Origin of the sequence: Pseudoalteromonas sp. APC 3355 (genome assembly GCF_030407615.1) — a bacterium.
Taxonomy (GTDB): domain Bacteria; phylum Pseudomonadota; class Gammaproteobacteria; order Enterobacterales; family Alteromonadaceae; genus Pseudoalteromonas; species Pseudoalteromonas distincta.
On sequence record NZ_JASDDB010000025.1, the window covers coordinates 1 to 26,368 of the forward strand.

Below are 26,368 nucleotides of genomic sequence, written 5' to 3' on the forward strand. Positions count from 1 at the left end.
GTTAAAGAACGTTTTGAGTCGCTTTAGCGTCTCAAGGGATGCGAATAATACACCCTTTATTTTTCGAGTCAACACTTAGTTTTAAACTTTCTTTTTAGAAGATTCAAAACCGAAGTTTTATTTAACTCTCTGAGTATTTCGTGCCTCGCTATGCGTTGGCGTTTCCCGTCTCAGTGGGGTCGCATTATAGGGAGATCCGAAAACAGATCAACCCTTTTTTTAGATCTTTTTACTGTTCGAACAAAAATAGAACAAAACCACGTAAAACGACATGAAAACCCGTCTAAGATGATGCTTTTTTATGCTCTTATTTATTATTTAATACAAATATCATTGCTATGTTTGATTTAGGCGTTAAGATAGCAAGTTCACAATGTTAAATTAATGTTTATTTCCTGTTTATTGGTAGATCTAAAATGAAATTACCCGATCAAAAATCTTTTATCTTCTCTGTTATTCTTGCTGTAGTTGGTTTTGTTGTTGTTGAGTTTGCTTTAGGCGGCTTAGCTTTAAACCCTGCATTACTATTTGGTGCTGGTTTATTAATAGGTGCGATTGCTATTGCTGCAATATCATCGGATGTGACTGAAGAAGCTGAAGTTAAAACAAAAACGCTTTATGTTGGTAACCTTCCTTATCGTGCAAACGAAGGTGTGGTTCGTGCATTATTTGAAGAACAAGGCAAAGTATTCAATGTTCGTTTATTAAAGGATAAGAATACTGGCAAACGTCGTGGCTTTGGTTTTGTTGAAATGGCGCAAGCTGATGCAGACAATGCAATTGCTAACTTGAACGATAGCGAGTTCCAACAACGTACTTTAAAGGTACGTGAAGCAAAACAAAAACAAGAAGATGATTCTAATGCTCTACGTACTGAGACGGATCAGTCAGTGTAACTAGCTTTACCGCTAGCTTATTGCTAAACACATCAGCCGTTGCATAATATTGCAGCGGCTTTTTTATGTCTGTTTGTTTATCCACACATAAGTTAAGTTGGTTAAGTAGGAAGTTGACTCTATTTGCTATCGCTACACCTGAATCAAGTAATTTTACATTCCCTTCAAAATACTGACTAATCGGCTCTGCTAATATCGGAAAGTGCGTACACCCTAGTACAAGTACATCTATTGTTTTATCTATATGTAGTTCATCAAGTACTTGATACAACTTATTTGTATCTAAAGAGCCTGTAAAAAAGCATTCCTCAGCTAACGTTACTAATTCAACACTGCTATACAGATTAACGATCACATTACGTGCATGTTCAGCAATTAATGTTTTTGTGTATGAACTGGCGACCGTTGCCGGTGTGGCTAACAAGCCAATATGATTTGAGCGTGTTAATTCTGCCGCAGGCTTTATTGCTGGCACAACACCTACAATAGGAATATCCGTAATTTGGCGAACAGCGCTGAGTGCAGATGTAGAAGCTGTATTACACGCTATTACAATTAAATCGACGTTAAGCGTGTTGGCTTTGATGAAATGAATAAGTGAACATAACCGGTTAATTATAGTTTGTTGGGACTGAGCACCATAAGGTAGTAATGCATTATCCATAAAATAGCTGTACTGAGCATTGGGGATACTTTGCTTGATATGTTCAAGTACAGTAGTTCCACCAATACCTGAATCAAAGACCATTATATGCGCTGACAAACTACCGTTCCTACTTTACTTTAAGATCGGCAGTTTGCCATGAGGTTTTTATAAAAGAAAGTAGTTTAACTTTGCGTGGCTTCTAAATCAGTAAGCCTGTCGGCTGCTGAATTTAACTGATTAAGGTTTTCGAACATAGACTTTGTATAATCTACTAACTTATCTATTTGTTCCTGATCTTGATTTAACCATTGGAGAATGCCAGCTAGCTGATTTTGTAATCCAAGCTCACCCGCTTTTTCAAAAGCGTTTTTAAGGTCGTCATTAAAAGGGGCTAAACCCTCTGCTACTTGTTTTTCTGGTGCTGGTTTATATTCTTCATAGCTTTTAACTGTTGCTATTGTTTTTGTTTGGCGTAAATCCATAGAAAAAGCCACCAGCTGATCGCTGTCTAAACTCAGCTCTTGCGCTTGTTCAAATGCTTCATCTAAATCACCACCAAAAAAGGTTTTACTTAAATCTTGTAAGTCTTCCATCATCGCATTAATAGCTTCTTGCTCTTGCTCGTTTAAGTCACCATTTACCGACATCGAAAATGATACCTGTCGAGATTGCGATGATGAGCTTGCAAACGACTCACTATTACTGTTTTGCTGATAGCCACTTGCCGATTGAGATTCAAATGCATCAGCAAAGCTAATACTTACCTCATCGCCTTCTGCTGTAGTAAATTTATACTCTGCATTACTCGTCATACTGACGTATTGGGCCTGGCTTATATTTACGCTGGCAGGTTGTGGGTTAAATAACGACTCTTCAAACTTATCCAGCCCATTGTAAATTCCCTCTTTGGACTTGTTAATGCCCTCTTCCATGTCATCATTAAATACGCCAGTACCTTTGAGTTCATCAACAGCGTCATCAATCCCTATTTGGACTCCTTTGCGCGCATCGCCTAGCATATCTTTGAGCTTTTCGTCATCAGCGCCGTTAGCTTTTGCTTTATTTACAGCACTACTTACAAAATCGAGTACGTTTTTTACTATTTCATCAAAATCAAATAGTGGTTTATCTGCTTTTTTTTCTGCTATAGGTAATCCAAGCTGCTCAGCCATTTTATCGCCAAGCACCTTTGCGGCCAACTCTCGGCCTCGTTGTTGATAGCTATCTTGAGGAGACGTAATTGTAGGTTGCTGTATATCAGCTTTATTATTGAATTTATTGATGTTGTTGTTTGGCGTAAAGCCATAATTACCTATTTTCATGATTCGTCTCCTAAGCGTGCGTAGTTTATTATCGGCTATAACAACAAAAACTAAAGTACAATGTTCAATAAAACAGCATAAATGCTAGCCAAAACTAGACAAATACGCAGCGCTCCCTACAATAGCGCCGATAAACAGATCTTAGATAAGGTAGTAGCGTTAATGGCAGTTATTAAAATAGATACCACACAGTACCAAGCGCAGTTAAGTGAAAAAGAGCAGCGCATTAGTACGCAGTTTCAACGTTTTGGTGTGGAGCAATTAGAAGTATTTAGCTCAGAGCCAACTAACTACCGCCAACGTGCTGAATTTAGAGTATGGCACGACGGTGATGATCTGTTTCACATTATGTTTGATCAACAAACAAAAGAAAAAATCCGTGTTGATACATTTGACCCAGCAGCGCCTCTAGTAGGTGAAATAATGCAGGTGATGATTGAAAATCTTAAGCCTTGTGAAATATTACGCCGTAAGTTATTTCAAATCGATTATCTATCAACGCTAAGCGGTGAAATTTTAGTAAGCTTGCTTTATCACAAACCACTGGATGATGAATGGTTAAGTGAAATTAAAGCACTGAAAGAAAAGCTTAGCAGTAAATACAAAATTGACTTTATAGGCCGTGCTCGTAAACAAAAAGAAGTACTAGGTGATGACTTTGTAACTGAACGTTTAACAATTAATGGTCAAGAGCTTATATACCAACAAGTAGAAAATAGCTTTACTCAGCCTAATGCAAAAGTAAATATTAATATGCTGGAGTGGGCACAAGATTTATGTAAACCACTTAAAAATGATTTACTAGAACTGTATTGTGGTAACGGTAACTTTTCAATTGCATTAGCGGGCTGTTTTAATAAAGTATTAGCGACGGAAATATCAAAATCATCTGTTCACTCTGCTCAATACAACATTGCTAAAAACAACGTAGAGAACTTAGATATTATTCGTATGTCGAGTGAAGAGTTTACTCAAGCAATGAATGGCGAGCGTACTTTTTCGCGTTTAGAAGGGATTGATTTAAAAAGCTATGACTGCCAAACCATATTAGTTGATCCACCACGCGCGGGCATGGATGAATTAACGTGTGACTTAGTGGCTAATTACGAAAACATAATTTATATATCCTGTAATCCTGAAACTCTTGAGCGTGACCTTGATCACTTAACACGTACGCATAACGTTAAGCGCTTTGCTATATTTGATCAGTTCCCTTATACGCATCACATTGAGTCGGGCGTTTTCTTACAGCGCAAATAAATACGCTCAGTAAACGTTAACCATAAAAAAAGCTCCTTAAGGAGCTTTTTTTGTTTTAGCTAAACTTACTTGTTAGCTAAGTAATTTATTAATTTGCTAATGTCTTCAGGTTTAGTAATACCCGACTCACGACCTAGGTTTAATTTGTACTTACCATTTACAATAAAGGTAGGTACGCCACGTAGTGCACCTTTTTCTTTAAAGTAGTCTTGATCGCGTTTCATTTTAGAGCTCAGTGTACGTACCGAGAAGCTTTTAAACAGCTTATCAAACTTATCACCATCAACGCCCTGCGCTACAAATATATCTTTTACATCTGCAAGCTCATTAAATTTAGCGCGCTTTGTATGGATATGATTAAAGATTGCAGAAATAATCTGATCTTTTTGTGGAAGCACTTCAGCTGTCGCCAGTGCTTGGCTCATCATCTGTTGGTTTTCTGGGTCACGTACACCTACAAAATCAACATGGCTCTTTTTAAATTTAACGTTTTTATCAAGCTTAGGCTTAAACTCACCAATTAGTGCTTCCATGTTATTACATGCAGGGCAGTAAAATGAGAAAAACTCTTTAACCTCTGGCTTTTTAGTTGCACGCTCAGAAACTACGTCGTAATGCACGCCTTCTTCATACGTTGCTGCAAAGCTTGTTGCTGCCATAGGAAGTAATATTGCAAGCAAACCTGCTTTAACTAATTTAATCATTATTATACTCCGAAATTTATAGTGCTAATAAAAACGCTACTAACTCATCAAGTTCTTTTTGATTTTTGATGGTGTTGAGGTTTATTTTATATTTATCGTTAACAATAAAAGTAGGTACACCTGTAAGTGCGCCTAATTTTGAATATTTATTCTGTTTGTTTTGCATTGCTTGCTCAGCTGAAATAACAGGCATGCTTGCAATCTCTTGATCAAACGTTGCGCTATCAATACCATTTACTTCAAGTAATTTTTTAACGTCTTTCATTTCAGTTAAAGGAGCACGTTGAACATGGATACTTTTAAAAATTTGATCGCTAATACTTTGCGCCTGACCATGCTGCTTAGCTATTAAGTAGGCAAAGCTTAAATTACTTTGTGCTTGTGGTGACACGCCACCTAAAAAGTTAACGTGGTTTTTAATAAACTCAGCGCCTTCTGGCAAGCCTTTTTCAATTGCTTTTGCTACTGGTTCAAACTTAAAGCAATGTGGACAGTAAAATGAGAAAAACTCGGTTACTTGCGGTGACTTGCTTTTGTCTACATCTATAACAGTGTATTGATTATCAACTTCAAACTGTGCAGCAAGTGCTGCAAATGGTAAACATAAAAGTAATAAACTCAGTTTTAATTTTTTAAGCATTTGTATCTCGTTATACTTGTCTTTAAATAAAATATTACGGCAATAACTTTAACGGTGCTTCTTGCAATGCTGCAAGTTGCTCTTTCAGTGCTAAAATTTGTTGCTCCCAGTATTTGTCATCAGCAAACCATGTAAAGTTCCGCACAAAAGCAGGATCACTCCATCGTTTAGCTACCCATCCCATATAATGAATAATACGCATTGCTCGCAGCGGTTCAATTAATTTGAGTTGAGAGTGATCAAAATCACAAAACTCTTCATACGCATTTACAAGGGTGTCTAACTGTAACAGTTGCGTCGCTCTATCGCCACTGAGCATCATCCATAAATCTTGGATTGCAGGACCTTGGCGGCTGTCGTCTAAATCAACAAACATTAGCGCATCACCTGCCCATAAAATATTACCTACGTGGCAGTCACCATGTAAGCGAATACTTTGCACATCTTTATACTGTTTTTGCGCCTGCTCTATCACTAAATCTAAAATAGTATAAAAGGCAGTATTTATTCCCATGGGCACTAAGTTACTTTTTTGAAGATGAACTTTGGCTGTATGCAAATACTCCTCGCAAGTAACTGTTGGTCTATAAGTAAAAGGTTTTGTTTTAGCTACTTGGTGCATTCGGCCAATTAATCGCCCCATTACATCAAGCTGATCTAAATTATCAACCTCAAATAAACGCCCGCCTACACTTGGAAACAACACAAACAAATACCCTTCGTGTTCAAACAAGCTTTGTCCATTATATAAAATAGGGGCAACAACGGGTACTTCTGCATCCGCTAGTTCAAATGCAAAGTCATGCTCTTCTTGAATTTGCTCTTTACTCCATCGCTCTGGGCGATAAAACTTCACTACGTAACGCAGGCCATCATCCGCTTTAAATTGGTACACTCTGTTTTCATAGCTATTGAGTGCTAATAAACCAGATTCGGCGTACACACCTACGCTTTCTATTGCATCGAGTATTAGGTCTGGTGTTAAGTCAATAAAACTAAATTTACTCATACTCTTCTTATATAAAATAAAAGCGGGTTATATACCCGCTTTTGTTAATTGCTATATCAACTTACCTAATTAAGGTAAGTTGCGATTATCGCGCTTTAAAAAAGTTACTCGACTGCGATATTGTCTCATCCGGCTCATCTACCGGTGAAAGCACAAAGTTAAACTCAGTCATCGGCGCCTTCAAATCATAAGGGTCCATTACAAGTGACAATGGTACGTTATGAGATTCCCCTGCCTGCACAGTAAATGACTGCTTACCAATATACTTAAAGTTATCTAACCCTTGTACTTTAATATTAAAGGTTTGCTCGTACTGCGCTTTATTAATTACCTTTAATGTATAGGTGTTCTCTACTAAACCATCAAAATCGACACGATATAATTGGTTTCGGTCACGAATAATATCAAAGTCCATTGTTTTACGCAGTGCTATATTAGCGACAAGCGCTCCCGTAAGCACAACAAGTATGACCGTATAACCAATAATTTTAGCTCGCAGTGGATTCGTTTTATTTTCTGGGGTTTCGAGATTTCGCTCTGTCGTATATGAAATAAGCCCACGCGGGTATTCCATTTTATCCATTACGCCATCACACGCATCAATACATGCACCACAGTTGATACACTCAGCTTGTAGCCCATTTCTAATATCAATACCTGTTGGGCACACTTGAACGCACAAGTTACAGTCTATACAGTCGCCTAACTCTAAATCTTTATGGTCTACTTTACGTGAACGAGGACCACGGCTTTCACCTCGGCTTTCGTCGTACGTTACGGTGTATGTGTCTTTATCAAACATAGCTGATTGAAAACGAGAGTAAGGACAGATGTGTAAACACATAATTTCTCGCATCCAACCGGCATTACCATAGGTACACGCAGCAAAGAAAATAATACTGACTAGTGCATAACCGCCTACATCAAACGTTACAAAGTCAGGGAGTAACTCCCTTATTGGCGTAAAGTAACCCACAAAAGAAATAGCGGTATACAACGAAAACAATACCCAACTAGTATGCTTTGCCGTCTTACGCCAAAACTTATCAAAATTCATGGGTCGTTGATCGAGTTTTTTACGTTGATTAGCCGTGCCTTCAAGCTTTTCTTCGAACCAAATAAAAATAAAAGTCCAAACAGTTTGCGGACATGTGTAGCCACACCACACCCGTCCATAGAAGGTGGTCACTAAAAACAACGCAAATGCTGCCAACATAAAGATAAACGCTAATATAGTAAAATCTTGAGGCCATAGCGTTAAACCAAAAATATTGTATTTTTGGCCAATTAGATCAAACAGCACAGCTTGCTGGCCATTAAAATTAATCCAAGGTAGTAACATAAACGCAAGCAGGCCTAAGAAGCCAATGCGCTGTCTAAGTAATTGATGTAGGCCTTTTACAGCACGCACATAAATACGATTTCGGGGATTGAACCTATCATCTTGACGGCTTAAATCCGGTTTTTGGATTTTCACCTCTACAGGGATATTCTTTACTTTAATTTGCTTGTCCATCGAAGTTCCTCAACGCCGCTTGGAAATAAAAATCCAGCAATACTCAAGTACTCTATACTTAAAGTTAGCAAGTTACTTGCTAGGCATATTTACTTTAATAAATTGCCTTCTCGAATACTTTCAGATATTTCAGAAATATCTGACTGCTGTTAAGCATTATAACAATGTTGGTTAAAATTACTGGCATAGATTGCTAATAATTTATTCATCCCAGTTACTTGCTTTTAAAATGCAGTTTATTACACTGCATGGTAATTCAACCCTACTTAGATCAAGGTTTACGTATCCATGAAAAAATTTATTATTTTGGTAGTTGTGATCCTTGCCTTTTTTACAATCGATCACCCACTTATAAAAGAACCTCGCGAAAGGTTACTAGGTGAAGGCATTGGCTTTTTAAGTGATGCAAGTAAGGTCAACAGAAGCCCAGCTGCAAATATGGCTAAAAATAGGATCAGCAGTCAACTTAAACTATCTGAATCTGAAGATGAGTATGTAGAAAAAACGTTTACAACAGATGACTCTGTTCAGTTATTTCACCTACGCTATTGTCGTGAGCGTGACTTAAACCTTTATTTTTATGACGACCGTTTAAATACGGTATGTAAAATAGTGACTGAAGCATTAGAGCAAAAGCGAGCAAAGTAGTGGATTTTTCAGGATTAAATAAAAAAGCAAGCGACTCATTTCATAAGCAGCGCAATATGCTCAAGCAATTAGCGCAAGGCAAAACATTAAAGTGTGAGAAGTGTAATGGGGTTTTAACACTTGATTTAGCCACCAGCGAGCCTGGTAAAGGCATAGTAAAGTGCAAACAAGGCTGTACGGATATTATATTAGAGCTAGGCACTTAGATTAAACTAAGCGCCTAGTATTAATAATTACTCTTCCCAACTCTCGTCGGTTATCAAGCCGCTATTAATTGCGACCACTTCAATTAGTTCAGCAAACCCTAATGCAAAGTCACCCATAGATTCATACTGATACTGACACAAAGCTTCTATTGTCATGTTATTTTGTTTGGCAATCTGAGCTATTGCTAGTTGGTCGAGTGCAAAAAAGCTTAGTGTGCTTAACGCACTTTCTAGTGCTTGTTTAAAATCAACGTCTAATTGCGGTGCATTTAACAAAGGTTCTGCATAAGCTTTCGTTGCAACTAAGAAGCCTTTACTCCACGACTTACAAAATTCAGCATCAAATGTGTCTGGTAATTTATATCCAGTTTCGAACACCTGCTCACTAATTTTGTGATAAAGCGCCATAAACAAAAAAAGCATTTCTTCATCTAAATCATTAGCTGTGTTTGGCAATATCTGCTCAAGCCACTCATGTACATCTAATGGGTTAGGCGAACAAATTACACCAAATAAATAGCCTTGGCTTTGTACAAGGGTCATTGCTTGAGATTGGGTATTTAAAAATGAGCTGAGCTGCTTTGCGTGCAACTCAGTAAATTGGGGTATTTGCATTAAAACTCTTTATATTAAAACATTAAAAGTTGAGCGGGTAGCGACCTTGGTTATCTGGTCGGCCTAAAAACTTAACCGCATCATGTACATCTTTAGGTAAGCTGGCATCTGGTTTTACATAACCTGCCACTCTAAAGTCGAAATTAGCTTTAAGTGTAGCATCTGCCTCAAGGCCAAGCGTATTATCTGGGTCAATTAATATAGCAACATCACCCGACTTACAGCTTAACTTACCAGCTAGAGGTCCAATATTAAACCATCCATTTAAACCTTGAACATCAATATTAGGGCTCGCTATTTCACCTTTTAGTGAATCACAATAAGGTGCGCCTGAGCTGTATTCATCAAGTTCTAAAATCACACGCCCTTTAGCGGTAACAGGCAGAGGAAGTTGCACACGTTGCATTGCACGCTCTACAGTGGAGCGTACTAGGGCATCAGTCACTATTACTTTTTTATTAAAAAACCCATAACTTACATCTGCGTAACCCGAAATATCACTGCGTTCTCGTGGGTTACCAAATTTTATGTTCGCATTTAGTTTGCCCGTAAATAATTTCCAGCCTGCAATATCCCAGCGCACATTATTTAACTGTTCACCATCAAAACGAACTTGCATCATTTGACCTTGCCAAACAGTACCTACAGTTTGCCCAACTTCTAATTGCTTTGGAAAATACGGCTTAGCTATATCAAGCGCAATACTGGCTGGTAATTTAATAATACAAAACACAATAAAACTAATTAAAAAGACAGCCGATAACGTTATTATTTTTTTCATTAATTAATTCTCTAATACTAAACGGCTTACGCGCACATAGCCTGATTTATCATCGCGACTTAAATCTAAATTTTCAATTTTTAAACCATGCTGATTTACTAGCTCATCTAGCCATTCTATTAACTGATTAAACTCTACTGAGTCGAGCGTTAAACGAAGAGAATCACTACTGGGCTGCATTTTACTAATATTGATTTTATAGCGTCCACGAGTAGAGTTTACCACTTGGCTTAAGTTTGTATTGCTAGCAACACTGGTGTTGCCTGCAGCCTTTAGCTTAACAATACTGTCATCAACCCAAGCTAATAGCTCTTGTTGTTTAATTTGAGATTGCTGTGCTTTTTCTATCGCGTTATTTAATGGCCTAAATATTCCCATTACTAAAACAAAAATAATAAACACGCCACCAGCGACCATTACCAATTGTTGTTCTTGCTCTTTAAGCGAACGCCACTGTTTCATTAACTGCTTTTTCATACTGCACCTCGCAGTTTAATTTCACCTACGACATAATCACCGTCATTATTTAAAGACCCTTGCTCAACAGTTAAACCTTGCTTTTCAAGTATGATTTTTACTTTACCAAAAGTTTGGAAGTCTTTAGCCCGTGCACGAATTCGCAGCTCATTGCGACGTTTGTCATAACGAAGTGTTTCAGGTGTAAATTCGCTGACTTGCGAAAACACATCAACCAAATTAGTCGTTAAGTCTAAAAAGCCGGATTCACTTGAGCCTTGTATTTTATCTAACGCGCCTTTAATTTGGCTTTTAATTAGATTAGGGCGAACTTTAGTTCCCGGAAATGCTTTTTGATATCTGTCGACTACTTGAGCTTTAGCTACTTCTACTTGTGTATTAAGTTGGTGTAACTCAATAGCTTTTATTGTAATTGTAGAAACCAATGCAACACTTGCTATAATTGCGGCGCCTTTCCAGTAACCCCACCACAAAGCGCTTTGTTTTTTAAGCTGATACATACCTTGGCGTAAGTTAAAATTAACGCTATCTAACTGTTTTGCAAATAATGCTAGAGGTAAATCGTAATCGCTTATTTGGGCTTGTAAGTTAACGCTTTCAGGAAACTGATTAGCAGGACTAAAATGTTTAATGTCGGGGTTACCCATGGCTGATAAATAGCCATTCAACCAACTAGATTCAACCGCACTAATATGCCATTGCCCTTGCTTAAACAACCATTGGTTGTTGAGCTCAATAGCAGTTACAGCGCCATCATCTGCAAGCGGTAACAACAAAGCATCGGGTAATATTCTGTATACTGATAGATTATGCTCAGCAAATAATGCAAGCCATTGTTCAAACCATTCACGGTCTGTCATTGCTACACGAATTGCATGTTGCTCACCAAGCATTGTCGGCTGCGCTACTGCTATAAACAGTTCATCTACGTCACATGCTATATCTTCTTCAAGCATGTATGGCAATGCTTGCTCAAGCTTACGATTCCATTTTGTTGGCAAAGCGACCGTTTTTAATTGCACTTGATCACTGGGTAATAACACGACAACTTCTCGGGTAAGTGCTTTTTCGCTTAGCTCACTTAAATGCTCTGCATTTGGTAACTCGCCACTGGCTATTATTTCTTGTTCTTGTGGTGAGTAAATTAACCAGTTAAGTAATTCTTGTTCGGTTTGACCCGTGCGGATCAACAGTATTTCTGTCACTGTACGCCTCCAAATTTTCGCGCCAGTATCGTTACGTCGCCGTCTTTAGCGTGCAGTAATGTGGTCATCGAAAAACGCAGGTCGACAAAGTTTGCCTGCGTTTGTAATTTAAAATATTCGCTTTTAATACTAAATAGACTTTTTATTGAGTCAGTATTAGTACCGCCTTGCTGCTTCACCTGTTCAAAAAATTCATCGATGGTGTCAAAGCCAGTTTGCGGTCTTGCGCCTAACACCGCTTCTGCGCCAGATAAGCTTAAGCTTTCTATCAAGGCACTGAGTATGAGCGCTTGCTCTGGCAATAATGTATTTACGTTAATAGATAAAAGCGTACTGCCTGGTATTACACATACATATGGCAATACTTTTTCCATCACTAAAGGGTTAAAGCCCTTAACTAAACGCAGCTCCGATGTTGATGCAAATAAACTATTGGCTGTCATATACGGAAAATCTCGTGATAAGTACTCGTCTTCCTCTGCACCTGAGCGATACGTAATACTGTTCTCATCAAGCCAATCAAATACACTATCTGCCATCGTCTCTTCTGATTCGTCAGCAGGTAAATCTTCAATGTTTTCAAGTAATGCAAAGAGTGCTTTGTGTGCAGGGTTTGTTTTACTTGCGCTATTTTCTTCTGGTGCTATGGCTAACGCATTTAAATTTAAACATGCTTGTAAATCTGTAATTTTGCCACTTAACGTGCCGTTATCAACAGGGTATGAAGCATCTCCTTGAGTTGCCCACACTTGATCGAGTGTTGTTTTATCGGCATCATCTTTTTTACTTTGTATTAGCCCTTTAATAGCAAGCTCTTCTGCACCGTAGGCGTACCATTTAGCTTGTTGGTGACCTTGCAAGTTTGTACTTTTTTGCACTTGAACCATTAAATTAGCACTCATTTCTACTGCTAAAATAGCCGCTAATGCCACAATAAATAAAACAATAACAAGTGCTGCGCCGCGCGATGATTGCTGCTTAACCATTATTCACATCCGTAGTTTGTGTAGCAACAACTTTGCCTTGCCCAGGAACTAAAAATACACGACGAATTGGCTCTGCTTCTATTTGTTGCAACGTAACAGCAACCGCTTTAGGGAGGGCTTTAATTTCCCACTGTTCTTGCCATTCGTTTTTATCATCTAAAAACTCAAACTTAAGTTCTTCAACATTTTCTAGCACACGTTGAACTCGCGGCTCCATATTATCAAGCTGATCAACATAAACCCGATAAACACGCTCAAGATTATCGTCAATTACTCTATAACCAACAGCTTGTAGTTCTGAACGTGGCAATAAGTTAATTGGATTTATCCAGCCATCTCGTACAAACGCGATACCATCGTATTGGCTTTCTAAAACGTAACGACCAGCAAGTAAATATTGTTCTTGAACATCACCCGACTCATTGCGAACTGCGCGTTTGGTCATTTGGCTAAAATCTTGATCCATTAATCTAAATGTTGTTTGCAATCCATTTAGCTCAGCGAGCTTTTCATCGGAGGCATCTTTTGCTCTTGTTGTCGTCTCGAGTATTTGATGAGTAGCAATAATAACAAAAGCTAAAATACCCAGTGCAACCATAACTTCAAGTAATGTAAACCCGCGCTGCTTCACTTACTTTTTGCCTTTATTTAAATACGTTGATAACTCATATGCTGAATGCTCATATTTTTCATCCGTAAAAACATTTATGGTTAGTTTTACAAAGCTTTTGTCAGCAGTGGCTGTAACTTCTTGTTGCCAAAACCATTCAACACCGCCCATTACTTCGCTGCCTTTAAGGTTATTTTTACCTTGCCATTGTTCGCCTTTAGTACGCTGTTCAATAATAACGTTTTCGGCGACCCAAGATGCATAGGTTTGCTCTTCAATAGTCGTTAAGTGGTGTATATGCTCGCTTGTTGCTTGCATTGCAGCTATACCCGCCATGGCACAAATACTTAATGCCACTAACACCTCTAATAAGGTAAACCCTTTAGTGCGCTTCATTATTCTGGCTCTCGGCGAAAGTTTACTGGTGCAGTAAATTCACCTTCAATGTAATACACAGGCTCGCTTTGCTCTTTTAACTCTAATATAAGTTGAAACGCGCTTACCTCACCTGATGACAAAATAAGTACTTGTGGGATTTTCAACTTTTTAAGCTCAAGTAAACTGTCTTCATCGCCGCCACTCATAAGCTCGCGCCAGTTAGATTGCTCTAAGAGGTTATCTTGCGCCCACGCTAAATCTTCTAAGTTAAGAGTGAGCTTTAATCTTTCATCTAATTCTATTGGTTTAAAAAGATCTTCACGGTCAAAAGTAATCCACTTCTCACCATCGAAAACTAAATACTCTAACGTATTTTCTTCTACTAATAAGCCCAATTCAACTTGGTTTAAAATAGCAAATTCCGATGCCATATTAATGGTGGTATGCAGCCTTAGTGCTTGAGTATCTAACTCCTCCTCAGCACCGCCTTCTAAGCTATATACCACCATTTTGGTGGCAAAAGCGATGATCACTAATACCACTAAAATTTCTATTAAACTAAAGCCTCTGCTTTTTGCATGACGCTGCTTAAGGCTTGCTTTCATAGCAAGCCTCTAGCATTAACATGTTCATACAGAACGGTGTACTTAAGCATTATTGTTTTTCTTCGTCCCAGTTACCGATATCGTCATCAGTACCTGCTTCACCGTCTGGGCCCATAGAAAAAATATCAAACTTGCCAATTTCACCTGGGCTAATTAACTGATAAGTATTACCCCAAGGATCTTCTGGTAATTCATTAATAAAGCCACCATCAGGGAAACGTTTTGGAACCGGTTCAATGCTTGTTTGGGTAACTAGCGCTTCAAGACCTTGCTCTGTGCTTGGGTAGCTCTTATTTTTAAGCTTGTATAAGCTCATTGCATCTTCTAATTGCTGGATATCTAGATGTGCTTTATCAATAGCAGCCTCTTCTTGCTGACCCATAATGTTAGGTGCAACAATTGACATAATCATCCCGATGATAACCAGTACCACCATCACTTCTAGTAAAGAAAAACCTGATTGTTTATTCACGTAATTACCTCATTATTCTAAAAACATTAAGTAAAAATGGTTTAGGTAAAACCACTAATATATTTAAAAATTTATTCTAACTTAAAGTCCAACAGCTTTATTCATCGCCATTATTGGCTGCAATATTGCCATTACTATAAATAATACAATAACCGCCATTGAGGCGATCATCGCAGGCTCTAGTAGTTTAAGCGATACATTAACCATGCTCTCAAATTCGCGATCTTGGTTATTTGCAGCACGCTCTAACATTTGCTCTAGTTCACCTGATTTTTCACCACTTGCTATCATATGCAGCATCATTGGTGGAAACAACTTAGTTTGCTGAAGTGCAGCTCTTAAGCTTGCACCCTCACTCACTCTATCGGATGCATCTGCAACCGCTTTTTTAATTTTTTCGTTAATTAATACGCCGCCCGAGATACGCATTCCTTCAAGTAATGGTACCGAGCTTGACGATAAAATACTTAAAGTACGCGCAAAACGTGCGGTGTTAATACCACGAGCCACTTTACCTATACCTGGCATATGTAGCACTCGGTCATCCCACCAAAAACGTATTTTAGGCTGCTTAAGTGCATGCTTAATACCAATGGCTATAGCTGTAATAGCTATTAAACTAATAAACCAATAATTTTGCACAAAATGACTGCCTGCCATAACCCATTCGGTTGTCCAAGGAAGTACTTGCTTCGTTTTTTCAAACGTTTTTAATATTTTTGGTACTACGGTGCCCAGTAATACCGACACAATACCAATTGCAAATACCACTAATATAATAGGGTAAACCATAGCCTGAGTTATTTGGCTACGCATATGTTGGCGCTGCTCGGTATAGTCGGCTAAACGATTAAGAACTTGGTCAAGGTGACCCGACTTTTCGCCTGCGGCTACCATTGCACGATATAAATCGTCAAAAACATGAGGAAACTCACTAAGACCATCGGCAAGGGTGTAACCTTCAACTACTTTTGAGCGTACCGACATAAGCATCCGCTTTAAACGCGGCTTTTCGCATTGCTCAGCAACCGCCATAACAGCGCCTTCAACAGGGAGTGCCGATTGAATAAGTGTTGCTAATTGCCTTGTAATTAATGCTAAGTCTGAAGTTGAAATTGTCGGCTTAAAAAAGCCACCGAGTAAAGGGGCCTTTTCGCCTTTGACCTGTTTATCACTTTGCGCCGCAGGAACAACTTCAAGCGGCGTTAGTTTTTGATCACGTAAAGTTTGGCGGATTTGTTTAGCTGTATCGGCTTCTAAAATGCCTTTTTTTTCTTTACCTCGGCCATCTAAGGCACGATATTCAAACGCCGCCATAGTTAACCTTCCTCACGGGTAACACGCAATACTTCTTCAAGTGTTGTTTTGCCTGCCAGTACACGGCTACACCCATCTTGGCGAATACTTGGGCTGCGCTTACGAATGTATTTTTCTACGCTTTGCTCGCCTTTACCGTTGTGAATCATTTCGCGTATGGTTTCATCAACTACAAGTAACTCATGAATACCTGTACGACCACGGTAACCATTAAAGTTACACTCCTCACACCCCACCGCTCGATAGATTGTCGGTTGGCTTTCAAAAGGAACCCCTAACAGCTGGCATTCATGCTCATCAGCCGTGTGACCTTCTTTACAGGTATTACATAACGTACGTACTAAGCGTTGCGATAACACACCGAGTAACGACGATGAAAGTAAGAAGGGTTCAACACCCATATCTTCCATACGTGTAATTGCACCCGATGCGGTATTTGTATGCAAAGTAGACATAACAAGGTGACCGGTAAGTGACGCTTGAACACCAATTTGCGCAGTTTCAAGATCGCGTATTTCACCCACCATTACTACATCTGGATCTTGACGTAATATTGCACGTAAACCACGTGCAAATGTCATATCAACTTTTGCATTAACTTGTGTTTGCCCAATGCCTGGAATTTCGTACTCTATCGGATCTTCAACGGTAAGAATATTACGATCGCGTGAGTTAATTTGGCTCATACCAGCATATAAGGTGGTACTTTTACCAGAGCCCGTAGGCCCTGTTACCAAAATAATGCCGTGGGGTTTACTAATTAAATCTGAAAACAATGCGCGATTTTCTGCGGTCATACCTAAATCTTCAAGGTTTAATCGCGCGTTGTTTTTGTCAAGTAAACGCAGTACTACGCGCTCACCAAAGCTCGATGGCATTGTAGATACACGCACATCAACTGCACGCCCAGCAATACGTAAACTAATACGACCATCTTGTGGAATACGTTTTTCAGCTATATCAAGCTTAGCCATTACTTTAATACGAGATACAAGTAACGATGCAAGTTTACGATTAGGCTTAAGCACTTCTTTAAGCACGCCATCGACCCTAAAGCGAATAACAAGCTCTTGCTCAAAGGTTTCGATATGAATATCAGAAGCCCCTTCTTTAATCGCTTCACTTAGCATGGCATTAATAAGCTTGATGATTGGCGCATCATCGTCACCAGCAAGTAAATCTTCCGTTTGCGGGAGCTCATCAGCAAGCGAGAATAAATCAACCTCGTTGCCAATATCTTCCATCATTTGTTGTGTTTCAGAGCTATCACGTTGGTATGACGCTTCAAGCAATAGCTCAAATTTATCATCATCCAATTGCTCAAGTGTAAAACCATGGCCTGCGATACGGCGTACTTCTAATAGTACTTCCACATCTAGCTCACCACGGTAGTAAACTATACGATGATCTTTGTTTTTACCAAGCAACACACCTGCGCGTCTTGCATAGGAAAATGGCAAACGCTTTGCTGGTAACTCAACTAACACATCACTCGTTAATAGCTCATCCTGATTATGCGTTTGAGGATGAACCACATCTTGGTTTATCTCTTGAATCGCATTAGTCATCTTTACGCTCTTGTGCATTTTGTTTACGTAGAGACTCTTCATACGTAGGTGGAAGTACTAGCTCGTCATTCCACTCAGGTAAAATAGGCGTATCCGTCATTGGCATTAACTCAATACCGTCTTCTTTTTGTTTGAACTGCTCACCACGAATAAAGTTATATTTATTAAAGCTTAACTTATTCATGCTTACACCATCACGAATAATGGTTGGGCGAATAAATACAATAAGATTACGCTTACGGCGCGTTGTATTTGTTGATCTAAACAGGTGACCTAATATAGGGATATCGCCTAATAACGGTACCTTAGAAACACTTTCTTGTACGTCTTCGTCAATTAAACCGCCAAGTACAACCATACCGCCATCATCGGCCATAACCGTTGTTTTAATTGCACGTTTATTAACTGAAATATCAACAGCAGTTGCACCACTTACGCTCGATACTTCTTGCTCAATAGTAAGTTGTACTGCAGAGCCATCGTTAATCTGTGGCGTAACTATCAGTTTAATACCGACTTCTTGACGCTCAACTGTTTGAAATGGGTTAGCATTATTACTGCCCGTTTGTGAGCCTGTAATAATAGGCACTTCTTGACCGACTAAAATAGAAGCTTCTTCGTTATCCATTGTAGTAATAGAAGGGGTAGCCAAAATATTTGAATTTGTATCAGTGGCAACAGCCTGAATAATTGCGCCCCAATCATTTTTAACAACGCCCAGCGCTAAACCATTAATGCCACTTAGCAATGAAGCAAGCGCATCATAGTCACCCTCAGTCGTTTCGTCATAACTAGTAACGGTTCCAGTTTCTGTACCAATGATAGTTTTAGTTACGGTTGTATCTTGTGCTTGCTCTGCAGCAACAGCTAATGAACCCACGGGAACCGTAGTGCCGTTGTTAAACTGCAACATACCGCCCTGCTCAGAAATCCACTGCAGGCCTAAGTTAACCCCGTCGCCTTCCATTACTTCAATAATAATGGCTTCAACTAGTACTTGGGCACGGCGAATATCAAGGCGTTCAATTACAGATTCAAGTGATCGCATTGTGTCTGGCTGTGCGGTAATAATTAATGAGTTTGAGTCAGGGTGAGACTCTATACTGCTTTCATTATTGCTTCTGCTACGAGTTTTAGTAGTACCGCCTTGTGCATCTTCAACAAGGGACTTACTAACCCCTTGCAATACTTTGACCAAATCTTCAGCTTTAGCATAATTTAAGTAAAACACCTTGGTGTTACCTTGGCTTTCTAGCTCACCATCTAAGCGCTTAATGAGCTCAATAGCACGTGTACGTGCTTGGCCTTCACCACTTACAATAACGCTATTAGTTCGGCCATCAGCCACAACTTTTGGAATTAAGAATTCAGGTACGCTACCTTTACCGCTGTCTTTATAAATATTATCTACCACAGAGACAACATCATCTGCCGTCGCATATTTAAGCTTAACGATGTCTACACGCTTGTCACCCGCCTGATCAACAGAACGAATGATCTCAACTAAGCGATTAACCGATGCTGCATGACCCGTTAGCATCATAACGTTAGCCGCATTAAAGTTGGCAACGTGGCCACCATCTTTTTGATCGCTAAATTGACGAACCAAAGGGCCAAGCTCTTGTACACTTACATTTTTAACACGTACAACACGTGTAATCATCATGTCGCCGCTAGCTTCACTACCTTCGTCAATAAGTGGTACATTTGATTTTTTGGCGTCTGAACTTTTTTCTATCTTAATTATGCCATTGTCCATTTCAACAGCTGAGTAGCCATAAACTTCCAATACATTTAAGAAGAACTGATAATAAAGTGCTTCGTCCATTAACTCATAGCTGCGAACATTTACTTTGCCGCGCACGTTAGGGTCAATAATCACTGTTTTATTAAGGTTTTTACCAACAATATTAATAAACTCGTTGATATCAGTTCCTTTAAAGTTAGCAGCATATTCAACAGCAGAAACAGACAAAGAAATACTTGCCGCCAAAAAAAGTGCTGCGTACTTAGCTAACCCTTTTTTAATTTTTTTGAGGTGTAGCACCTGAACCATTATATTAAAACTCCAAAGCTAAATTATTGCAGACTAAATTGCACATCAATTTGTTCACCATCACGTTCTATAGTGATATTGGCATCTGTACTATTACGCAGCTCGTTGATAGCTGACATAGCCTGTTTTAAATCTGTTAATTGATAGCCATTTATAGAAATAGCCAAATCGTTATTTTTTAATCCCATTTGTTTAAACAGTTCAGGCTCTTTACCTGGACTTAAACGATATCCGATTAGTTCGCCATCATTCATGGCTTGTGAAACACGTATATAGTCAAATAATTTGCCTGGCTCTTCGAGCAGCTCTTCACGTGTTTCTATAATTGCTTCTTTAACGTCTGGATCTGCAGTAGCATCTATTTGTAGTTCACTTGGCTCTAATTTTTGCGGACCCATTTCAGCATCATCACGGGCAGCGAGTACTGGCATAGATACCGTTTTATTAAAATCGAGTCCATCAAGCATCAATGTCTCAAAACGCCCATTAACATTCAAAATAACACGATCAGGTAATATTTGTGCTACTTCAGCGCGCGTGCCTAATACAACTTCTTCAACAAGATAGCTTACTTGCTTACCTTGTGATTCAATAATTGCGATACCTGCTTTATCATCGTTATTAACCGCTACAATACCGGTTAAATTTATACTTAGGCGTGTTTCTGGCGCATTGTTTATAACCTGCGATTGCTTTGCAGTATTATTGTTGTTTGTTACAGTTTTTTTACCAAATAAGAATTGCTCAACAATATGCTGCGCAGAGTTATTACTCACACCAGATGACTGATTAGCATGATGGCTAGGGGTAAGCAGAGTTATCGGTGGTTTTGGCCACAAAAGCCAAACAAGTTTTGATAATAAAAATGCAAGATAAACAACAACTAAGAGTGTAACTAATGCACTTAACTTAGCATGCGGTAAACGAGTTAAAAATTGTTTTAGTTGTTGGATTTGCTGTTCCATAAATAGTGTTCTTATTTTAATTTACTGCGTTAGCGCGTACCCATAGTACCCTTTCATTTTTCTTTCAACAAGCACACTAATATTAAACTTTGTAAACAGATTAAATTAACTTTACATAACCGTATAAAAAGTAAACGGCTGTTGTAATACCTTCATCCTACGATGATTTCATGATAAATTTTAAGCTATAAAACGTGGGGAAATGCCTTATGAGTAAAAAAAGTAACGCTAATACCAACTCAGACCATGCGGATGGGTTAAAAGTTCGATTAGATAAATGGTTGTGGGCTGCGCGATTTTATAAAACTCGTGCTATTGCACGTGAAATGGTACAAGGCGGCAAAGTGCATTATAATGGACAACGTACAAAAGCGAGTAAAATAGTAGAAGTTGGCGCAAACATAAAACTTGCACAAGGAGTAGATGAAAAGCTGATAACCATACTCTCAGTGCTTGAAAAACGCCAAAGCGCCCCCATTGCACAGACCATGTATCAAGAATCTGATGCCAGTATTGCTAAACGCGAAGAGAACAGCATCGCACGCAAAAATAACAGCTTTTTTGCCCCCCATCCGGATAAAAAACCGGATAAAAAGCAAAGACGCGAACTTTTAAAAATGAAATCAAGTTAGGTATAGCCGCTCATGCAACAAGATTTACTTCACCGTTATTTATTCAACGAACTAGATGTTCGTGGCGAACTCGTACAAATCGAGAGTGCTTATAATGAAATGATTGCCGACCATAATTACCCAGACCCTGTTAAAGCATTACTTGGTGAGTTGCTCGTTGCAACCTGTTTACTTACTGCTACCTTAAAGTTTGAAGGTGAAATTGCTGTACAGCTTCAAGGTGATGGCCCAGTTAAATATGCTGTTATAAATGGTGATGACAAACAAAATATGCGTGGTATTGCACGCCTGCAAAGCGAAATTACGGGCACAACTGTAAAAGAGCTTATTGGCCAAGGCTATATGGTAATCACTATTACCCCTGAAAAAGGTGAACGCTACCAGGGTATAGTGCCGCTAGAGCATGATACTCTTAGTGAATGTATCGAAAGTTACTTTGAGCAATCTGAGCAGCTAAAAACACGTCTTTGGTTTGCAACTGACACTACTGAAGGTAGCGCAAAAGCATGTGGTCTATTTCTACAAGTGCTTCCAGTTGATAAACAAAAATCAATTGAAGACTTTGCACACCTAGAAGCTTTAAGTAACACGATTAAAAATGAAGAGTTGTTACACTTAGATGCGAACACTGTTCTTACACGTCTTTATCACGAAGATAATCCTCGCGTATTTGAACCTCAAGCTATTAAATTCAAATGTGGTTGTAGTCGTGATAAAACAATTACTGCGCTTGTTAATATTGGACAAGAAGAGCTACTCAAAGATGTAGCTGAGAAAGGGACTGTTAACATTAACTGTCATTACTGTTTAAAAGAGTATGTTTTTAACGAACAAGACATAAAAAGCATTTTCAACTAAATGTTCAGCTTCATTTATATATAGTAATTAAAGCCGCAAAATATGCGGTTTTATATTATAAAAAGATGATACCGGTGTCATGAATTTTGTTAATTTACTGACACCGGTATCATTGAAATTATTCATGTTTTTTAGCAAATATATGTGTTTTTAGAGGCTTTACGGGCTCGAATATCTCAAAACCTTCTGTTACTATAATTTCAGCTTAAGGGCACTGATAACCCCAGAGCTATCCCGTTCAAACTCTCACACATTATAGTTAGGTATAAACATGACTACAGGCGCTACACGTTTTGTCGATTTAACCGCAGCTGAACTTGTCGAGCATGCGATCCGCCGTGGCGAAGGTACTTTAGCCGCAAATGGTGCTTTTGTTGCAATTACAGGAAAACGAACTGGCCGTTCACCAAAAGATCGTTTTATTGTTCAAGAAGCGACAACTCAAGATGACATTCAATGGGGCAACGTTAACCGCCCATTTGATGCAGAAAAATTTGACGCATTATGGGCTCGCGTAGAAGCACATGTTCAAAGTAATGACCACTTCACCTCTCACCTAGAAGTTGGCGCTGACCCTGAGCATTATCTACCTGTAGTCGTAACTACAGAAACAGCGTGGCACCATATTTTTGCCAAAAACATGTTTATCGAACCACAAAACTATAACGCCTCAAACTTACCACAATGGCAAGTAATGAACGTTCCTTCGTTTGTATGCGAGCCGGAACGTGATGGCACAAATAGCGATGGCACCGTTATTATTAACTTTGCACAGCGTAAAGTATTACTAGCAGGTATGCGCTACGCCGGTGAAATGAAAAAATCGATGTTTTCTGTACAAAACTTCCTACTACCAGCAAAAGGTGTATTACCAATGCACTGTTCTGCTAACGTTGGTGAAGCAGGCGATACAGCATTATTCTTCGGTTTATCTGGTACGGGCAAAACAACTCTTTCAGCAGATCCTACTCGCTTTTTAATTGGTGATGACGAACACGGTTGGGCACCTGGAAGCGTGTTTAATATTGAAGGCGGTTGCTATGCTAAATGTATCGACCTGTCACAAAAGAACGAACCTGTAATTTGGAATGCAATTCGCTTTGGTACTATTTTAGAGAATGTAGTGCTAGATGAAAAAGGCGTTCCAGATTTTAACGACACTAGCCTTACTCAAAATAGCCGTGCAGCATATCCACTTGAACATGTTGAAAAACGTAAAGTTGAAAACCGCGCAGGCGAACCAAAAGCTGTTGTATTTTTAACTTGTGATGTAAGCGGTGTATTACCACCGGTATCTGTTCTTAGCGAAGAAGCTGCTGCTTTTCACTTTTTAAGTGGATACACAGCTAAAGTTGGCTCAACTGAGATTGGCTCTACTAGCGATATTGAATCAACGTTTTCAACCTGCTTTGGTGCGCCATTCTTCCCACGTCCTGCTGGTGTTTACGCTGAGCTTCTTATGAAGCGTGTACGCGAGTTTGGCGCTAAAGTATACCTTGTGAATACAGGTTGGACTGGCGGTCCTTACGGCACAGGTAAGCGCTTTGATATTCCGACTACTCGCGCAGTAGTTGATGCAATCGTATCGGGTAAATTAGCCGGTGTTGAAACTCAGCACATTGATGTTTTAAACCTAGATGTACCGGTAGCAGTTCCAGGTGTAGATACTAACCTACTTAATCCTATAAATACGTGGGAAGATAAAGCTAAGTACAATGAATATGCAGCAAAACTTGCCGCTGACTTCACTGAAAACTTTGCTAAGTATGACGTATCAGACGATATAAAAAATGCAGGGCCAAAAGCTTAAATAAGCTTCAAGCTTGTATTTTGACGCCAGCCAAGGGCTGGCGTTTTACTTTCTAAATACCTAATTTAATAAGTGCGACAAAATGCCGCACAACTCATATCAAAAACCATATAATATACCGCGTAATTAATCATTCCTTAATGCCCAATAAACCTGCATTACTCATTACGGCTATTTAATTAATGACACTAAAGCTTTCATGGCGAAAAACATTCAGGCGGTTACATTTATACTTAGGCCTATCAGTAGGTGTTTTACTTACTATTATCACTCTTTCTGGCTCTATATTAGTTTACTATCCGCAAATAGACTTACTGCTAAATCCAGCAAATGACGCTACTACAAACATAAAAACGCCCAATTGGGATCAAGCATATAATACGCTAAGAGCCAATTTCCCTTCAAAGCAAGGGCCATGGCGATTAGAAAACACAGGTATAAACTCAGTAATTCCCGCGCGATACTACAACCCAATAGAAACAAAAGAGCAAGGCTTTGCCCCCTTAATGGTATGGCTATCTAGCAGTAGTGATAAAGTAATACGTAAAAACTACTGGGGAAAATACTTAGTAACTTGGATGTACAACTTACATTTTTCATTACTAACAGGAGCAACGGGCACTCTCGTTGTTGGCTATATAGGCATAGCCTCAATAGTTCTTCTTATCTCTGGATTCTTTGCTTGGTTTCCAAAGCCTGGGCAGTGGGTAAAGGCACTAAAATTTAAATCTCGTAGCTCTAAAATAGGCTTGCTATACGACTGGCATAAACTAATTGGTTTAACCTTCTGCATACCGCTACTAGCTTTAACTGTTACAGGTGTTATGCTCGCTATTCCAAAACAAACAGATCCTATATTAACCGCTCTAGTTAGCGATATAAACTCCCCACCAAAAACACAAATTCAACCGAGCAAACAAACCGATATTCCTTTATCACAAGCGGTATTAATAGCTGAAAAAGCATTACCGAATGCGCGTTTAGCTTGGATTGAAACACCATCAAACTTAAATGCTATTTACAGATTAAGATTTCAAACTGTAAACGATCCTTCATATCGCTTTCCACATAGCTATATAGAGGTTAATGCACTTACAGGAAAGTTAGAGAGCGTGTTTAATATAGATAAGCAAAGTACGGCTAGTAAAATAAAAAACTGGATACACCCTCTACATGACGGCAGCATTGGCGGTAACATTTTAAAAGTCATTTGGGTGTTAAGTGGCTTCGGATCTGCTGCATTGTTCATTATCGGCGTATATAGGTGGTTAGTTAGAACCTAGAGAATACAAAATAAACTTTAGTTGAAGGAGTACATGAATTGCTTTTCAGTAAGTCTTGTCGATAGTTTTTAATATAAAGTATATGGCCTTCGTTAATCTTAGGATTAAAAATTAATAACGCTCAGTACATATGAAATTAAAGTAGCCCCTAACCGCTTATCTGGCTATAAAACAATTAATGAAGGGTAGTTAATACTACAAGTTTAGATAGGCACTCCATAAACACTATTATTTAAAAACCTTATGCCCATTAGATTTAAGTTCTATGCATAAACCTCTGTATCAACCTCTATTTTTATACTCTTCAGTAACCTAGCCAAAGCGTATATAAAGGCTTAAAGGTCATGTTCAATACTTATCACAAGACCAGATAATTAACGCTTTTATATTAGGTTAGATGTTAAACCAATTGGTATTATTTACCCACAGTACAAATGCTACCACTCATTGTCGAGCGGAGGTTTTTTTATGCTTTTGACATCGGGAGTCGCTACGCTCGCCCGACCTACGTGATGGGTGTTGCTGTGGGTGTGTTAACTGTGGGTGTGTTAACTGCGCGTATTTCACTTTTCTGCAGACGTAAAAAAGCCCGACTACTTCTAGTCGGGCTCTCTACAATGTGAGGTCGGTGCGCTACGCAGTAGGATGTCGTAGTGCCCACAGCGGTGGAGAGTCACATAGCAAATGCTACACTATCATTGTGTCGGGGCGGCCTTCCGTGGGGCTAGCCTTCGAGCTGTTTGGTTTCACTGCTGAGTGCGGTTTGGGCTCTTGGCTCTTTACTAAATCTCAGAAAGCAAAAAACCCGTCACATTGCTGTAACGGGTCTCTACAATTTGAAGCCTGGTAATGTCCTACTTTCACATAGCAAATGCTACACTATCATCGGCGCTGTTTCGTTTC

General features: G+C 39.1%; 27 protein-coding genes. 8 read left to right on the forward strand and 19 right to left on the reverse strand.

All coding sequences use genetic code 11. The features are described from left to right. The first annotated feature begins 416 nt into the window (after positions 1-416). On the forward strand, positions 417-896 hold the full coding sequence (locus QMA08_RS20070) for an RNA-binding protein (RefSeq protein WP_024596401.1): 480 nt from the start codon (positions 417-419) through the stop codon (positions 894-896). Here the strand turns inward: QMA08_RS20070 and murI are convergent. Together murI and QMA08_RS20080 are read right to left on the reverse strand one after the other, a co-directional pair. After that, a complete protein-coding gene (gene murI, locus QMA08_RS20075) occupies positions 859-1,659 on the reverse strand; it encodes a glutamate racemase (RefSeq protein WP_024596400.1) in 801 nt (266 codons plus the stop codon). The two genes, QMA08_RS20070 and murI, sit on opposite strands and share 38 nt — an antisense overlap. Positions 1,660-1,724: 65 nt before the next feature. Beyond that, entirely contained in the window at positions 1,725-2,864 is a 1,140-nt protein-coding gene (locus tag QMA08_RS20080; RefSeq protein ID WP_182197436.1) for a DUF5610 domain-containing protein, read from the reverse strand. 162 nt (positions 2,865-3,026) lie between these two features. On the opposite strand from QMA08_RS20080, the gene trmA reads away from it, so the two are divergent. Next, on the forward strand, positions 3,027-4,124 hold the full coding sequence (gene trmA / locus QMA08_RS20085) for a tRNA (uridine(54)-C5)-methyltransferase TrmA (RefSeq protein ID WP_290175323.1): 1,098 nt from the start codon (positions 3,027-3,029) through the stop codon (positions 4,122-4,124). 65 nt (positions 4,125-4,189) lie between these two features. On the opposite strand, the gene QMA08_RS20090 is transcribed toward trmA, so the two are convergent. The 4 genes from QMA08_RS20090 to ccoG all read right to left on the reverse strand — a co-directional run bounded on the left by QMA08_RS20090 (position 4,190) and on the right by ccoG (position 7,993). Next, the gene (locus QMA08_RS20090; RefSeq protein ID WP_002962055.1) at positions 4,190-4,828 is read right to left on the reverse strand and encodes a thiol:disulfide interchange protein DsbA/DsbL; all 639 of its coding nucleotides are present in this window, start codon (positions 4,826-4,828) and stop codon (positions 4,190-4,192) included. A 16-nt stretch (positions 4,829-4,844) separates the two neighbouring features. Beyond that, positions 4,845-5,468, reverse strand: coding sequence for a thiol:disulfide interchange protein DsbA/DsbL (locus tag QMA08_RS20095; RefSeq protein ID WP_002962054.1), 624 nt, complete (start codon positions 5,466-5,468; stop codon positions 4,845-4,847). A gap of 34 nt (positions 5,469-5,502) precedes the next feature. Continuing rightward, entirely contained in the window at positions 5,503-6,477 is a 975-nt protein-coding gene (locus QMA08_RS20100; protein ID WP_024596396.1) for a serine/threonine protein kinase, read from the reverse strand. A gap of 85 nt (positions 6,478-6,562) precedes the next feature. Beyond that, on the reverse strand, positions 6,563-7,993 hold the full coding sequence (gene ccoG, locus QMA08_RS20105) for a cytochrome c oxidase accessory protein CcoG (RefSeq protein WP_002962052.1): 1,431 nt from the start codon (positions 7,991-7,993) through the stop codon (positions 6,563-6,565). 288 nt (positions 7,994-8,281) lie between these two features. Between ccoG and QMA08_RS20110 the strand changes: the two genes are divergently transcribed. Together QMA08_RS20110 and QMA08_RS20115 are read left to right on the forward strand one after the other, a co-directional pair. After that, complete coding sequence (locus tag QMA08_RS20110; protein ID WP_039488553.1) at positions 8,282-8,641, forward strand: hypothetical protein; 360 nt, start codon at positions 8,282-8,284, stop codon at positions 8,639-8,641. Continuing rightward, on the forward strand, positions 8,641-8,847 hold the full coding sequence (locus QMA08_RS20115) for a hypothetical protein (RefSeq protein ID WP_002962050.1): 207 nt from the start codon (positions 8,641-8,643) through the stop codon (positions 8,845-8,847). The genes QMA08_RS20110 and QMA08_RS20115 overlap by 1 nt, the downstream gene beginning before the upstream one ends. Before the next feature lie 27 nt (positions 8,848-8,874). On the opposite strand, the gene QMA08_RS20120 is transcribed toward QMA08_RS20115, so the two are convergent. The 13 genes from QMA08_RS20120 to gspC form a co-directional block, all read right to left on the reverse strand. Beyond that, positions 8,875-9,462 (reverse strand): UPF0149 family protein, encoded by a 588-nt coding sequence (locus QMA08_RS20120; RefSeq protein WP_024596395.1) that lies wholly within the window; start codon positions 9,460-9,462, stop codon positions 8,875-8,877. Positions 9,463-9,484: 22 nt separating this feature from the next. Further along, positions 9,485-10,243, reverse strand: a complete 759-nt coding sequence (locus tag QMA08_RS20125) for a type II secretion system protein N (RefSeq protein ID WP_182683009.1) — start codon at positions 10,241-10,243, stop codon at positions 9,485-9,487. Between the two features lie 3 nt (positions 10,244-10,246). Then, positions 10,247-10,720: a type II secretion system protein M gene (locus QMA08_RS20130; protein ID WP_024596393.1), complete on the reverse strand. Its 474-nt coding sequence runs from the start codon at positions 10,718-10,720 to the stop codon at positions 10,247-10,249. Next, positions 10,717-11,925 carry a type II secretion system protein GspL gene (gene gspL, locus QMA08_RS20135; protein WP_290175324.1) on the reverse strand — a complete coding sequence of 403 codons (1,209 nt, stop codon included), beginning with the start codon at positions 11,923-11,925 and terminating at the stop codon, positions 10,717-10,719. Before gspL ends, QMA08_RS20130 begins: the two co-directional genes overlap by 4 nt. Continuing rightward, a complete protein-coding gene (gene gspK / locus QMA08_RS20140) occupies positions 11,922-12,911 on the reverse strand; it encodes a type II secretion system minor pseudopilin GspK (RefSeq protein ID WP_024596391.1) in 990 nt (329 codons plus the stop codon). Before gspK ends, gspL begins: the two co-directional genes overlap by 4 nt. Then, positions 12,904-13,542, reverse strand: a complete 639-nt coding sequence (gene gspJ, locus QMA08_RS20145) for a type II secretion system minor pseudopilin GspJ (RefSeq protein ID WP_290175325.1) — start codon at positions 13,540-13,542, stop codon at positions 12,904-12,906. Before gspJ ends, gspK begins: the two co-directional genes overlap by 8 nt. Next, positions 13,543-13,917, reverse strand: a complete 375-nt coding sequence (gspI, locus tag QMA08_RS20150; RefSeq protein WP_002962039.1) for a type II secretion system minor pseudopilin GspI — start codon at positions 13,915-13,917, stop codon at positions 13,543-13,545. Continuing rightward, a complete protein-coding gene (locus QMA08_RS20155) occupies positions 13,917-14,504 on the reverse strand; it encodes a prepilin-type N-terminal cleavage/methylation domain-containing protein (RefSeq protein WP_039488557.1) in 588 nt (195 codons plus the stop codon). The genes gspI and QMA08_RS20155 overlap by 1 nt, the downstream gene beginning before the upstream one ends. A 49-nt stretch (positions 14,505-14,553) precedes the next feature. Beyond that, complete coding sequence (gspG, locus tag QMA08_RS20160) at positions 14,554-14,976, reverse strand: type II secretion system major pseudopilin GspG (protein ID WP_002962036.1); 423 nt, start codon at positions 14,974-14,976, stop codon at positions 14,554-14,556. Between the two features lie 81 nt (positions 14,977-15,057). Beyond that, positions 15,058-16,293 (reverse strand): type II secretion system inner membrane protein GspF, encoded by a 1,236-nt coding sequence (gspF, locus tag QMA08_RS20165; RefSeq protein WP_002962033.1) that lies wholly within the window; start codon positions 16,291-16,293, stop codon positions 15,058-15,060. 2 nt (positions 16,294-16,295) lie between these two features. Then, complete coding sequence (gspE, locus tag QMA08_RS20170) at positions 16,296-17,861, reverse strand: type II secretion system ATPase GspE (RefSeq protein ID WP_002962032.1); 1,566 nt, start codon at positions 17,859-17,861, stop codon at positions 16,296-16,298. Then, positions 17,854-19,917 (reverse strand): type II secretion system secretin GspD, encoded by a 2,064-nt coding sequence (gene gspD, locus QMA08_RS20175; RefSeq protein WP_039488559.1) that lies wholly within the window; start codon positions 19,915-19,917, stop codon positions 17,854-17,856. The genes gspE and gspD overlap by 8 nt, the downstream gene beginning before the upstream one ends. A 23-nt stretch (positions 19,918-19,940) precedes the next feature. After that, positions 19,941-20,882: a type II secretion system protein GspC gene (gene gspC, locus QMA08_RS20180; protein WP_290175327.1), complete on the reverse strand. Its 942-nt coding sequence runs from the start codon at positions 20,880-20,882 to the stop codon at positions 19,941-19,943. Positions 20,883-21,091: 209 nt separating this feature from the next. On the opposite strand from gspC, the gene hslR reads away from it, so the two are divergent. The 4 genes from hslR to QMA08_RS20200 all read left to right on the forward strand — a co-directional run bounded on the left by hslR (position 21,092) and on the right by QMA08_RS20200 (position 25,465). Continuing rightward, positions 21,092-21,514, forward strand: coding sequence for a ribosome-associated heat shock protein Hsp15 (gene hslR / locus QMA08_RS20185; protein ID WP_002962027.1), 423 nt, complete (start codon positions 21,092-21,094; stop codon positions 21,512-21,514). A gap of 12 nt (positions 21,515-21,526) precedes the next feature. Next, the gene (gene hslO / locus QMA08_RS20190; protein ID WP_002962025.1) at positions 21,527-22,372 is read left to right on the forward strand and encodes an Hsp33 family molecular chaperone HslO; all 846 of its coding nucleotides are present in this window, start codon (positions 21,527-21,529) and stop codon (positions 22,370-22,372) included. 271 nt (positions 22,373-22,643) lie between these two features. Next, positions 22,644-24,182, forward strand: coding sequence for a phosphoenolpyruvate carboxykinase (locus tag QMA08_RS20195; protein WP_039488561.1), 1,539 nt, complete (start codon positions 22,644-22,646; stop codon positions 24,180-24,182). 182 nt (positions 24,183-24,364) lie between these two features. After that, on the forward strand, positions 24,365-25,465 hold the full coding sequence (locus tag QMA08_RS20200) for a PepSY-associated TM helix domain-containing protein (protein ID WP_290175328.1): 1,101 nt from the start codon (positions 24,365-24,367) through the stop codon (positions 25,463-25,465). Positions 25,466-26,368: the final 903 nt, after the last annotated feature.